We start from the raw sequence: 11918 nt of genomic DNA, 5'->3' as shown, positions 1-11918 counted from the left end.
GACTGACATGATCGGCTCGATCTCTACACCAAGCGGCGCGGTGCGCCACCGGAACACGCGGATGCGCCGTCCGTGACCACACCCCAGGTCGAGGCCTTTCTGGAGATGATGGCCGTCGAACGCGACGCCTCGCCCCACACCCTGTCCGCCTATGCGCGCGATCTGGCCGATGCGGAGGCGCACCTGGGCACATCCGGCCTGATGGCCGCGAGCGAAAGCGACATCGAGGCCTGGTTCGCCGGCCTGTCGACGCGGGGCCTGTCCGCCGCCACGGCGGCCCGCCGACGATCGGCCGTGCGCCAGTTCTATCGCTTCGCCCTGGGGGAAGGCTGGCGAAAGGACGACCCGTCCCGCCGCCTCGACGCGCCGAAACAGGGCCGCCCCCTGCCCCGCACCCTGACGCGTGACGAAGTGGTTCATTTGCTGACCGCCTCCGCCGCTCGCGATGGTGCGTCCGGGGTGCGCATGATCGCCCTGGTCGAGCTGGCCTATGCCTCTGGCCTGCGGGTGTCCGAACTCCTGGCCCTGCGCGTCGAGGCCGTGCGGCGCGATCCGGCCTATCTGATCGTGCGCGGCAAGGGCGGCAAGGAACGGCTGGCCCCCCTGAACGCATCGGCGCGGGAGGCGGTGAAGGCCTGGCTGGTCGTCCGCGACGCCGCACGCCCGAAAAAGGTGCCGGACAGCCCGTGGCTGTTTCCGTCCGGTGCCGCTTCAGGCCACCTGACCCCACGCCGGTTCGCCCAAATGTTGGATCAGGCGGCGATGGACGCCGGGATCGACCCCGCACGCGTCAGCCCCCACGTCCTGCGCCACGCCTTCGCCACCCACCTGCTGGAGGGCGGGGCCGACCTGCGCGTCGTCCAGACCCTGCTGGGCCACGCCGACATCGCCACGACGCAAATCTACACCCATGTCGCGACCGACCGCTTGACCCAGGTCGTCAACCGGCACCATCCCTTGGCGAAGGACGACTGAACCCCGCTTGCCCCCCGGCGTTGACCTCTCTAGGTTCCGCCGCCTTGCGACAGGGCGCGATCGCCCGCCCGTATCGGACGCCTCATGGCCACCCACTATCTCGAGTTTGAAAAGCCGATCGCCGATCTTGAGGCCAAGATCGAGGAGCTCGGTCTGCTGGCCGCGACCTCCGGCTCGTTCGAGACCGAGATCGAAGGCCTGAAGAAAAAGGCGGATCAGCTTCGCAGGAAGACTTATGCCGAGCTGGATCCCTGGAAGAAGACCCAGGTCGCCCGGCACCCTCAGCGTCCCCACTTCGTCGACTATCTGGACGCCCTGTTCACCGACTACGTCGAGCTGCGCGGCGACCGTCAGTTCGGGGACGATCAGGCGATCCTGGGCGGCCTCGCCCGTTTCCGGGGCCAGGCGGTGGTCGTCATGGGTCATGAGAAGGGCCACGACACCGCCACCCGTCTGACCCACAACTTCGGCATGGCCCGGCCCGAGGGCTATCGAAAGGCCGTGCGCCTGATGGACATGGCCGACCGGTTCGGCCTGCCCGTCCTGACCTTCGTCGACACGGCCGGGGCCTATCCGGGCCTGGGGGCGGAGGAGCGCGGTCAGGCCGAGGCCATTGCCCGCTCGACCGAACGGGGCCTGATCCTGAACACGCCGATGATCGCCACGGTCACGGGTGAAGGCGGATCGGGCGGGGCCATCGCGCTCGCCGCCGCCAACCGCGTGCTGATGCTGGAACACTCCATCTATTCTGTGATTTCGCCGGAGGGCGCGGCCGGTATCCTGTGGCGCGACGGCGCGCGGGCCAGGGACGCGGCCAACGCCATGAAGATCACCGGGCCGGACCTGATGACGATGAAGATCGTCGATCGAGTGATCCCGGAACCGCTGGGTGGTGCGCATGCGGACCCGGCCGCGGCGATGACATCGGTCGGTGATGCGGTTTGGGAAGAGCTGCAGGCCCTGCTGACGTTGACGCCCGCCGAATTACGCAAGCAGCGGTCGGACCGCTTCTACGCCATCGGCCGCGCCTAGGGCTCCACGTCGGCAGCGGTACGCGCGCCGCGCGTCTGCTTTTTCCACAGGGCCGCATATTCCCCACCGACGCGCGCAACCAGTTCATGGTGCGCGCCGCGTTCGACGATGCGCCCAGCCTTGAGGACGAGGATCTGTTCGGCGTCTGCGATGGTCGACAGTCGATGGGCCACGACCAGGGTGGTGCGGCCCGCCTTGGCCTTGCGCAGGGTCTTCTGGATCGCCGCCTCTGTCCGGCTGTCGAGTGCGCTGGTCGCCTCATCCAGAATCAGGATGCACGGGTCGGCCAGCAGAGCGCGGGCGATGCCCACCCGCTGGCGCTCGCCCCCCGACAGCTTCAACCCGCGCTCGCCGACGCGGGTTTCCATCCCTTCGGGCAGGCCGCGAATGAAGTCCGAAAGCTCGGCGGCCTCCGCCGCGGCCCAGATCGAAGCGTCGTCCGCATCGGGCCGGGCGAAGGCGATGTTGACGCGCAGACTGTCGTTGAACAGCGCGACGTCCTGAGGGACCAGGGCCACCGCTCGCCTCAGCGAGGCCTGGGTGACATCTCGAACGTCCGAACCATCGATGACCACACGGCCCGTCTGAGGGTCCAGCAGGCGCAGGGCCAGCTTGACGATGGTCGATTTGCCCGATCCCGATGGACCGACCAGGGCCGTGGTCGTCCCCGGTGCCACCTGGAACGACACATCCTCCAGCCCGTTGGCGCGGGCGTCATGGCGAAACGAGACGTCTTCGAACGCTAGCGAGCCGCCGCGTTGGTCGAGCGGCCGCATCAAGGCCGCAGCCCCAGGCGCGTCGGCGACTTGCGGCGACTGACGGGTCACCTTCAGCATCTCCTCCATGTCGATGAAGGACTGGCGGATTTCCCGATAGGCGAAGCCCAGGATGTTCAGCGGGGCATACAGCGAAATCATGATGAGGACAGCGGCCGTCACATCGCCCGGCCCCATCCGTCCGGCCGCGGCTTCGAACCCGGCCATGACAGCCATGACCCCCAGACCGACGTTCATGATCAGGGCCTGGACCGCGTTCAACAGCGCCAGCGAGCTGTTCGCCTTCAGCGCGGCGGCATTGTAGGCCCCCAATGCCCGGTCATAGCCGTCAGCCGCCCGGCTCTCTGCTCCGAACGACTTGACGGTCTCGTAGTTCAGAAGGGCGTCCACGACCTGACCCGCCGCCTCGGTATCGGCCGTGTTCATCGTCCGGCGATGCTCGATCCGCCAGTTGGAGATGGCAAAGGTCAGGCCGGTATAGAGAACCACCACCACCACGGCGACACCCGCGAACCGCCAGTCGTATTTGCCGCCAAGAACGGCCGCCGCCAGCGCCAGCTCCAGGACCGTCGGGGCCAGATTGAAGGCCAGGATACGCAGCAGAAAGTCGACGGATCGCGAACCGCGATCGACTGTCCGCGACAGGGCACCCGAGCGCTTGGTCTGGTGGAAATCCAGCGACAGGTTCAGGGCGTGGGCGAACGTCTCGGTCGCGGCCCGCCGCTGGGCGGCCTGACGGACCGGTGCGAAGACGACATCCGACAGCTGGGGAGCGGCCGACGAAAAGAACCGCACGATGGCCCAGCCCACGGCGAAGGCCGCGAAGCCCAGGCCAACGGAGACCCCCGCCGGCTGATCCTTGGCCAGATGATTGACCGCAGCCCCCAGGACCAAAGGGGCCAGGACGCCCAGGGCCTTGCTGGCGATGATCAGGGCGATCGACGCGAACAGCCGCAGACGCAGTTGCGGCGCGCCCGAACGGCTGACCAAGCGGATCAGGTCCAACAGAGCCGGGATCGTCTTCGGCCCATCCGCCGTTTCAAGGGCGACGCCCGCCAGTTGCGCCTTGGCCTCCATCGACCCGCCCCGTTGTCCCGATCGCTCGCCTCTTGCCATGTCTCGCATATGGACTGCGCCGCTTCGGTGCGAAAGACGCAGTTCAGGTGACGGGGCCGAACACCCTGCGGAAACTGGTCTTCAGCGCAGCGTCCGCTTCATCCATGCCAGCGACAATGCCGAGGTCCATCAGGCTGGTGACCCCATGCTCGCTGATGCCGCAGGGCACGATGCCGTCGAAATGGGTCAGGTCGGGCTCCACATTCAGGCTGATGCCGTGAAAGCTGACCCATTTGCGAACCTTCACGCCGATGGCCGCGATCTTGTCCTCGCGCGCCCACCCCGGCCCCTTCCTTTCGACCCAGACCCCGACGCGGCCCTCGCGCACGCCGGCCTCGATGCCAAACTCGGCCAGTGCCCCGATCAGCCAGGCTTCCAGCCCCCGCACGAAGCCGCGCACATCTTTTCCGCGCGCGTTAAGGTCCAGCATCACATAGGCCACGCGCTGCCCAGGCCCGTGATAGGTGAACTGTCCACCCCGCCCCGTCCGGTGCACGGGAAACCGGGCCCCATCCAGAAGGTCACTGTCCCTGGCCGACACCCCCGCGCTGTAGAGGGGCGGGTGCTCCAGCAACCAGACCCGCTCGGACGCCTCCCCCGCCGCGATGGCAGCTACGCGAACCTCCATTTCGGCGACAGCCAGGTCATACGGAACGTAGCCGGGCGCGACGACCCATTCGACGGGGCGGCCATCGGGGCGAATCAGCGGGGAAACGGCGGCGCTTAACGGCTCGGCAAGCATGATGAGACCAATGTGTCCCCGGGGGCCGCCAATGCAAGTCCAGTCGTCTGTACCCTCCAGCGTATCCGGAGAACCCTTGAGCCAGATCGAAGCCGTCGACGTCGAGCTGTCCGTCGTGCTGGGCCGTTCCGTGCTGCCCATGTCCCAGCTGCTGCGGATGGGTCGTGGCGCGGTGATCCCGCTCGACGCGTCGGAACACGACGAGGTCTGGATCCTGGCCAACAACCACCCCGTCGCGCGCGGGATGATTGAAATCCGCGACGACCGCATCGCGATCACGGTGACGCGCCCGGCCGATGTCTATGACTTCATGGCCGGCGCGGCCTGACGCCTCTTTCCTTTCCGTTCGCCTTACGGTATCGCCCCCGCTCCGATGCGAGCGGTCGTGGCGGAATTGGTAGACGCGCAGCGTTGAGGTCGCTGTGGGGCAACCCGTGGAAGTTCGAGTCTTCTCGACCGCACCATCTGACGAAACAGGATAGAACCCAGCTGCTACCAGGCTGATTCACATCGAGAGAGGGAGGCCCCCGCGTGAGCGAACGAACCGCCACTCTCGACCCTGTCGTCACCGAGGACCACGAGGCGCTGGACGAGGACTATGTCCTGACGGCGTCCTTCGTCGAAAAGGTGGTGGACGCCGCCGACGACGGCGATGGTCTGCGCCTGCGTTCCCTGCTGGAAGACCTGCATCCGGCCGACGTCGCCGACCTGATGGGCTTTCTGACGGCCGAGCACCGGGGCGTGGTCGTGCTCTGGCTGCCGCCCGAGCTTCTGGCCGAGACCCTGCCGGAGCTTGACGACGGGATCCGGGAAGAGGTGCTGGAACGGGTCGCGCCCGGCACCCTGGCGGAGGCGCTGCAGGAGCTGGATTCCGACGACGCGGCCGCCGTGGTCGAGGACCTGGAGGACGACCAGCGCGAAAAGGTCCTGGCCGCCATGCCGGCGACCGACCGTGCCGCCATCGAGAACTCGCTGGGTTATGCGGAGGACACCGCCGGCCGCCTGATGCAGCGCGAGGTCATGGCCGCGCCCCTGTTCTGGAGCGTGGGCGACACCATCGACCACGTCCGGGCCCAGGGCGAGGACCTGCCGGAGCTGTTCTTCGACATCTATGTCGTCGATCCGCACAACAAACCCGTCGGCGGCATCCCGATCAGCGGTCTGCTGCGCGCGGCGCGAACGGTCAAGCTGTCGGACCTGATGGAGCCGGTGAACGGCATCGCGGCCGACACCGACCAGGAAGAGGTCGCCTACATCTTCGAGAAATACCACCTGATCTCGGCCCCGGTGATCGATGCGGCCGGGCGGCTGGTGGGTCAGATCACCGTGGATGACATCGTCAACATCATCCAGGAGGAGAACCGCGAGGATATCCTGCGCCTGGCCGGTGTGTCGGACGAAAGTCGGGGTGCCGGCGTGTTCGGCGTGGTGCGGTCGCGCATTCCCTGGCTGGTCGTCAACCTGGGCACCGCCCTGTTCGCCTCCATGGTCATCGGCCAGTTCGAAAACGAGCTGAAGGCCCTGGTCTATCTGGCCATCCTGATGCCGGTCGTCGCCTCGATCGGCGGCAACTCCGGCACCCAGGCCCTGACCGTGGCCGTGCGGTCTCTCGCCTCGCGCGAGCTGACCTCGGCCAACGCCCCACGCATCCTGGGGCGGGAGGTGATGGTGGGCCTGTTCAACGGCGTCACCATCGGAGCCCTGCTGGCGGGGGTGGCCTGGATCTGGTTCCGCGAACCTCTGCTCTCACTGACCATCGGGCTTGCCGTGCTGATCAACCTGGTCGCAGCGTCCCTGGCGGGAACACTGGTGCCGCTGGCGCTCGACCGGCTGGACCGCGATCCGGCCGTGGCGTCACCGGTGTTCGTGACCTGGATCACAGATACTGTGGGTTTTCTCTCGTTCCTGGGCCTGGCCGGCGTGATCCTGTTGTAGGACGAGCCATTCGGCCCGCGCCTTGCTCTCTCCCCTGCGGGGCGAGCGCGCCCCGTCTCGTTTTGGGTCATCAGCCAGTGTCCGACGCCAACAGACCGACCATGAAGATTTCCCGCGAGGGCATCGTCCTGATCAAGAGCTTCGAGGGCTTCCGCCCCCGCGCGATCCGTCGCGAAGAGGGCGGCTGGATCATCGGCTATGGCCACACCCTTTCGGCGCGGGAGGGAGCCACCGTATCGGAAGCCGACGCCGAACTGCTGCTGCGCTACGATCTTCTGCCGGTCGAGAAGTCGGTGAACGCGGCCGGGTCCGCCGTCCTAAACCAGCACCAGTTCGATGCCCTGGTCAGCTTCGTCCACTCGGTGGGCGTTGATCGGTTCCAGTCCTCGGACGTCCTGTCGCATTTGGCGCAAGGAGCCGCCGGCCAGGCGGCCGACGCCATGCTGGGCTGGCCCGAACCCGCCTTGCCCCAAGCGGCTCTGCGTCGTCGTGCGGCGGAGCGCGCGCTGTTCAAGGCGGATCCGGAAGCCCCGGTGGCCGTGTCCGATCTTCTGGCCGCGCCGATCGACCTCGCGCCACCGGCCAGTTCACCGATGGCTGACCCGGACGCGGCGTCTGCGCCAGAGACGGCGTCGGAAGCCGTCGGGGCACCGACGTCCGCCGATCCTCACGATGCGGACCCGCGGACCGTCGCCGTATCCATGCTGCTCGGAGAGACCGAGGAGGTCGTTCTTCCGACCTTTGCCCCACCCCCTCCTCTGCCTGAAGCGGCTGTCGAGCGCGAGGCTACGACCGAGGCCTTCCCGGAGCCGGCCAACGACCTCAGCGGCGACCTCCCCATCGGATCGGGCACGACTTCGCCTGCCGAGGAGACGACGGACCAGGCGAAACCGGTATCCGGCAACAGCGATCCGATACCCGCCGCCGATGCGCCGGCGCTGTCCGCGCGCCTCCCAGCGGATCGCATCGCCCCCACCATCCAGCGTTACACCCCCTATGCCGGAACCATGGTCGGGCCCCTGCCCTTCCTCCAGCCTGCGCTTCATCCTGTGGTCGAGGCGGCGCCGACCTCCGCCACGGACGACACGTCGCAGCCCTCGGCGGTGATGGCGTCACCGATCCTCGTCGAAAGCCAGCCGGCGACGGAACCCTCCCCGTTCTCCGAACGGGTCGATGTCGAACCGCTGGTTCTGAGCCCGCTCGACGACGTGCCGGCGCCGACGATGACGCGCGCGCCCTGGACGCCTGCGGAGCGCGCGGATGCCGATGAGGCGACGGATGGCGGGCTGTTCGGTGAAGATCTGTCCCTGACCCAGGGCGGGGCTCCGATTCTGCGTCATGGGGAGATTGAGTTCGAAGCGCCCGCTTCGTTCGACTGGAGCGAAACGGGGGCCTTCGTCATCATGGGCGCTGTCGGACTGACGGCGTTCGGTGCCGCCATGGCCGCATTCCGCCTGGCGGCAGAGCAGTCAGGCGGCGACGAGACGACGATCATCGCCTGGGTGCTGGCCCTGATCGGGGCGGGCTGCGTCGGGGTGTCCTCGTTCAACCTCTACCGTCGCTGGGGGCTACCGGGCGGCGACAACTAGGACATTGGCGAACCGGCTCGGGCGGTGCTAGGCCGCTGCCATGAGCATTCCCAACGCCCCCCAATCGATGGAATTCGGCCTCGGTGAGACCGCCGACGCCATCCGCGAAACCACCGCCCGCTGGGCCGCCGACCGGCTGGCCCCGCTCGCCGCCGAAATCGACGAGACCAACACCTTCCGCCGCGACCTGTGGCCCGAGATGGGCGATCTGGGCCTGCACGGTATCACGGTCGAGGAGGAATGGGGGGGCCTCGGCCTCGGCTATCTGGAGCACGTCGTGGCGATGGAAGAGGTCAGTCGCGCCTCCGCCTCGATCGGCCTGTCCTACGGGGCCCACTCCAACCTGTGCGTCAACCAGATCCGTCGCTGGGGCACGCCCGAGCAGAAGCAGCGCTATCTGCCCAAGCTGATCAGCGGCGAACACGTCGGCTCCCTGGCGATGTCCGAGGCCGGCTCCGGCTCCGACGTGATCTCCATGCGGACACAGGCGCGCAAGGTCGGCGACCGCTACGTACTGAACGGCACCAAGTTCTGGATCACCAATGCCCCCTCAGCCGACACCCTGGTCGTCTATGCCAAGTCCGATCCCGAGGCAGGATCCAAAGGGGTCACCGCCTTCCTGATCGAAAAGGGCATGAAGGGCTTCAGCGTGTCGAAGAAGCTGGACAAGATGGGCATGCGCGGGTCCGACACGGCCGAGCTGGTGTTCGAGGACTGCGAAGTCCCGGAAGAGAACGTCATGGGACCGGTCGGCGGCGGCGCGGGCGTGCTGATGAGCGGCCTGGACTATGAGCGCGCCGTGCTGGCGGCCGGTCCGCTGGGCATCATGCAGGCGGCGCTGGACGTCGTGCTTCCCTACGTCCGGGATCGCAAGCAGTTCGGCAAACCGATCGGATCGTTCCAGCTGATGCAGGGCAAGATCGCCGACATGTACGTCGCCTTGAACTCGGCCCGCACCTATGTCTACGCCGTGGCCAAGGCCTGCGACGCGGGCCTGACCACCCGCTACGATGCGGCCGGCGCGATCTTGCTGGCGTCGGAGAACGCGGTGAAGGTGTCGCTGGAAGCCGTCCAGGCCCTGGGCGGCGCCGGCTATACCAAGGACTGGCCGGTCGAACGCCTGGTCCGCGATGCCAAGCTGTATGACATCGGGGCGGGGACCAACGAGATCCGCCGCTTCCTGATCGGGCGGGAGCTGCTCGGAGCGTAGGAACCCGCTCCGAGCGACGCGGTTCTCTTCTTCGGAAGGAGATAACCCATGCCCGCCAAATCCGCTGCCCAGCAGAAAGCCGCCGGAGCCGCCCTGTCGGCCAAGCGCGGCGACACGCCCAAGTCCGAACTGAAGGGCGCGTCCAAGTCGATGGTCGAGTCCATGAGCGAGAAGCAGCTCGAGGAGTTCGCCCACACCAAGCGCAAGGGCAAACCCGAACTCGTCGCCAAGGATTGAGCCGCTCGAAAGCGTCACCGCCCCGCTCTAGGGTCTTGTCATGAGCCTGACGGTGACCTCGACCGGCCGACCGATCCGCTTCTCCGATACGCTGGAGCGGCTGGGAGCGCATGGCGGCGAGAAGCTGTTCCTGGGCGAGATCGTCGAGGCGTTTGGAGAGCGGGCGTTCGGGGCCGTCATGCTGCTTTTCGCCATCGTCAACATGCTCCCCTGGCCGCCCGGCGGCACGACCCTGACCGGCGCGCCGCTTCTGTTCCTGTCGGCCGAGCTGGCTTGGGGCCGCGACACCCTGTGGCTGCCGCACTGGCTGGGCCGGGCCTCGGTCGGGCGCGAGACATTCCGCAAGTTGAGCGGCCGGCTGATGAAACCGATCCGATACAGCGAGGGGCTGTCGAAGCCACGGCTGTATTTCCTGACAGGGCGACTGGGTCAGGGACTGATCGGTCTGGCCTGCCTGATGCTGTCGGCCATCCTGGTGCTACCGGTCTTCGGGGGGAACCTGATCCCGGCCATCGCCATCGGCTTTTTCGCCCTGGGTATCATGCAGCGCGATGGCCTGGCGGTGCTGCTGGGATGGGTGACCACGGCCATTACCGTCGCGGTGCTGATTTTCGCCTGGAATCTCGTCGTCGCCGGATTCAGGCTGGGGTTCGACTGGATTGGACGGGGCTTTTGAAGATGGCGGAATGTTAAGTGGCGCAAGCCCCTCGGCGTGCCTAAATCCCAATCGACCCCGACAGAGCGCCGCCTGATGCCCGATTACGATTTTCAGAGCGATCACCGCCCTTTCTCGGCTGTGCTCGACGACATCGGGACCAAGGACGATCCCAAGCTCTATCTGGGCGAACTGATCAATGCCTTCGGAGAGCGGGGTTTCGGGGCCTTGATGGTCTTCTTCGGGCTGCTGAACGCCATCGCCTCTCCCATTCCCGGCTCGACGACCATTCTCGGCGCGCCGCTGCTGCTGATCTGTCTGCATCTGGTGATCCGCCGCGACCAGCTTTGGATGCCGGCCTGGGCGCTCAAGAGCAGTATTCCGCGCGACAGCTATCGGACCACGATCTCGAAAGTGCGCAAGCCCCTGACCCAGGTCGAACGCCTGTCCCGCCCGCGCCTCAGCGTCATGAGCAGCGAGGTTTCAGAGGTCCTCATCGGCATCGTGACCAGCCTGCTGACCGTGATCGTCATGCTGCCGATCTTTGGCGGCAACCTGTTTCCATCGCTGTTCGTGGCCCTGTTCGGTTTCGGCCTGATGCAGCGGGACGGCGTGTTGATCGCCGCCGCATGGCTGGGCGTCGTCGGGTTCGGCGTCTTTGTGTGGGCGGCATGGAACCTGATCGTCGCGGCCTTTCAGACCTCGCTGCACTGGTTTCAGCAACTGGTGTAATCGTCGGTGGCGCGGATCGACCTCCCCGCCTAAAGCTGACGTCCCCTTCTGGATGACCGATGCCCGTTTCGCAGACTCACGCCCGCACCTTTTCCGAAGTGCTCGAGGAACTGGGCCACGGCGACAACCCGAAACTGTCGCTGCACGAAGTCGTCGATCGGTTCGGCGAACGAGGCTTCGGCGCCCTGATCCTGGTGCTCGCCCTGGTGGCGATGATCCCCTGGCCGCCGGGGGGCAAGGCCCTGTTCGCCGTCGCCATCATTCTGATGGCCGTCCAGCTGACCCTGCTGCGACACGAGGTGTGGCTGCCCGCCTGGGCGGGCAAGGCGTCGGTGTCACGCGGCTTCTATCGGGGAGCCAGCGGCAAGATCATGGGCATGGTCCGTCGCTTCGAGAGCCTATCGCGGCCGCGTCTGCTGTTCATGACCGGCAAGGTCGCCGATATCCTGATCGGTATCGTGGCCGTGCTGATGGCGCTGATGATGGGCACATCCGCCCCCCTAATCGACGTCCTGCCCGATCTGGCCCTGGTGCTGTTCGGCCTGGGTCTGATGGCGCGAGACGGCGTGATCCTGATCGGAGCCTGGCTGATGGTAGCGATCAGCGTCGTTACCTACGTCCTGGCGTGGGAATCGCTGGTCGCCCTGTTCCACGGGGTGCAGCACACGCTGCACATAGGTTAGCAAAAAGGGCCGCCGGATCGCTCCGACGGCCCTCATTGTCTGACCGCGTGACGGTCGGACCTAAAACCAGGCTGAAAGGATCAGCCCCGGACCTCGTGGGAGGACCAAGTTTCGGTCACCGTACGGGTTTGGGACAATGAGATCACTTGATCACCTCCTTTCGCTGTTGAACAGGACGTCAAAGGTAGGACCGCTTCGGCCGATCCGCAAAGCCCCGATGCCGGTTTCGTGATGGC

At 66.8% G+C, this 11918-nt stretch carries 12 protein-coding genes and 1 tRNA gene; 11 read left to right on the top strand and 2 right to left on the bottom strand.

Going from position 1 to position 11918, the window contains the following annotated elements; all coding sequences use genetic code 11:
• Nucleotides 1-72: 72 nt before the first annotated feature.
• Together AC1DW4_RS03635 and AC1DW4_RS03630 are read left to right on the top strand one after the other, a co-directional pair.
• Entirely contained in the window at nt 73-975 is a 903-nt protein-coding gene (locus AC1DW4_RS03635) for a tyrosine recombinase (RefSeq protein WP_477015865.1), read from the top strand.
• Nucleotides 976-1059: 84 nt separating this feature from the next.
• Nucleotides 1060-2007: an acetyl-CoA carboxylase carboxyltransferase subunit alpha gene (locus AC1DW4_RS03630; protein ID WP_477015864.1), complete on the top strand. Its 948-nt coding sequence runs from the start codon at nt 1060-1062 to the stop codon at nt 2005-2007.
• Here the strand turns inward: AC1DW4_RS03630 and AC1DW4_RS03625 are convergent.
• Entirely contained in the window at nt 2004-3860 is a 1857-nt protein-coding gene (locus tag AC1DW4_RS03625; RefSeq protein ID WP_477015863.1) for an ABCB family ABC transporter ATP-binding protein/permease, read from the bottom strand. The two genes, AC1DW4_RS03630 and AC1DW4_RS03625, sit on opposite strands and share 4 nt — an antisense overlap.
• An 82-nt stretch (nt 3861-3942) precedes the next feature.
• A complete protein-coding gene (gene lipB / locus AC1DW4_RS03620; RefSeq protein WP_477015862.1) occupies nt 3943-4641 on the bottom strand; it encodes a lipoyl(octanoyl) transferase LipB in 699 nt (232 codons plus the stop codon).
• Between the two features lie 76 nt (nt 4642-4717).
• Here lipB and AC1DW4_RS03615 point away from each other — a divergent pair, with 76 nt between their 5' ends.
• From AC1DW4_RS03615 to AC1DW4_RS03575, 9 genes are all read left to right on the top strand, one after another.
• Entirely contained in the window at nt 4718-4969 is a 252-nt protein-coding gene (locus AC1DW4_RS03615) for a FliM/FliN family flagellar motor switch protein (protein WP_477015861.1), read from the top strand.
• Between the two features lie 51 nt (nt 4970-5020).
• Nucleotides 5021-5105, top strand: a tRNA-Leu gene (locus AC1DW4_RS03610).
• A 67-nt stretch (nt 5106-5172) separates the two neighbouring features.
• Entirely contained in the window at nt 5173-6576 is a 1404-nt protein-coding gene (gene mgtE / locus AC1DW4_RS03605) for a magnesium transporter (protein WP_477015860.1), read from the top strand.
• 101 nt (nt 6577-6677) lie between these two features.
• Nucleotides 6678-8165: a lysozyme gene (locus AC1DW4_RS03600; RefSeq protein WP_477015859.1), complete on the top strand. Its 1488-nt coding sequence runs from the start codon at nt 6678-6680 to the stop codon at nt 8163-8165.
• Nucleotides 8166-8205: 40 nt separating this feature from the next.
• Nucleotides 8206-9375 carry an isovaleryl-CoA dehydrogenase gene (locus AC1DW4_RS03595; protein WP_477015858.1) on the top strand — a complete coding sequence of 390 codons (1170 nt, stop codon included), beginning with the start codon at nt 8206-8208 and terminating at the stop codon, nt 9373-9375.
• Nucleotides 9376-9423: 48 nt separating this feature from the next.
• Nucleotides 9424-9612 carry a DUF3008 family protein gene (locus AC1DW4_RS03590; protein WP_477015857.1) on the top strand — a complete coding sequence of 63 codons (189 nt, stop codon included), beginning with the start codon at nt 9424-9426 and terminating at the stop codon, nt 9610-9612.
• A 40-nt stretch (nt 9613-9652) separates the two neighbouring features.
• On the top strand, nt 9653-10288 hold the full coding sequence (locus AC1DW4_RS03585) for an exopolysaccharide biosynthesis protein (protein ID WP_477015856.1): 636 nt from the start codon (nt 9653-9655) through the stop codon (nt 10286-10288).
• Nucleotides 10289-10363: 75 nt separating this feature from the next.
• Complete coding sequence (locus AC1DW4_RS03580) at nt 10364-10999, top strand: exopolysaccharide biosynthesis protein (RefSeq protein ID WP_477015855.1); 636 nt, start codon at nt 10364-10366, stop codon at nt 10997-10999.
• A 59-nt stretch (nt 11000-11058) separates the two neighbouring features.
• Complete coding sequence (locus AC1DW4_RS03575; RefSeq protein WP_477015854.1) at nt 11059-11682, top strand: exopolysaccharide biosynthesis protein; 624 nt, start codon at nt 11059-11061, stop codon at nt 11680-11682.
• The last annotated feature ends 236 nt before the right edge of the window (nt 11683-11918 follow it).

The sequence above is a fragment of the Brevundimonas sp. P2_A6 genome, from assembly GCF_056404975.1.
The sequence above is the reverse complement of the archived record's forward strand: the minus strand, read 5'-3'. Positions and strand labels throughout refer to the sequence as shown.

What these genes read in the sequence shown, in the direction of transcription:
- AC1DW4_RS03630 (WP_477015864.1), top strand. Translation starts at nt 1,060, where the DNA reads ATGGCCACCCACTATCTCGAGTTTGAAAAGCCGATCGCCGATCTTGAG.
- AC1DW4_RS03625 (WP_477015863.1), bottom strand. Translation starts at nt 3,860, where the DNA reads ATGGAGGCCAAGGCGCAACTGGCGGGCGTCGCCCTTGAAACGGCGGAT.
- lipB (WP_477015862.1), bottom strand. Translation starts at nt 4,641, where the DNA reads ATGCTTGCCGAGCCGTTAAGCGCCGCCGTTTCCCCGCTGATTCGCCCC.
- AC1DW4_RS03600 (WP_477015859.1), top strand. Translation starts at nt 6,678, where the DNA reads ATGAAGATTTCCCGCGAGGGCATCGTCCTGATCAAGAGCTTCGAGGGC.
- AC1DW4_RS03595 (WP_477015858.1), top strand. Translation starts at nt 8,206, where the DNA reads ATGAGCATTCCCAACGCCCCCCAATCGATGGAATTCGGCCTCGGTGAG.
- AC1DW4_RS03590 (WP_477015857.1), top strand. Translation starts at nt 9,424, where the DNA reads ATGCCCGCCAAATCCGCTGCCCAGCAGAAAGCCGCCGGAGCCGCCCTG.
- AC1DW4_RS03585 (WP_477015856.1), top strand. Translation starts at nt 9,653, where the DNA reads ATGAGCCTGACGGTGACCTCGACCGGCCGACCGATCCGCTTCTCCGAT.
- AC1DW4_RS03580 (WP_477015855.1), top strand. Translation starts at nt 10,364, where the DNA reads ATGCCCGATTACGATTTTCAGAGCGATCACCGCCCTTTCTCGGCTGTG.
- AC1DW4_RS03575 (WP_477015854.1), top strand. Translation starts at nt 11,059, where the DNA reads ATGCCCGTTTCGCAGACTCACGCCCGCACCTTTTCCGAAGTGCTCGAG.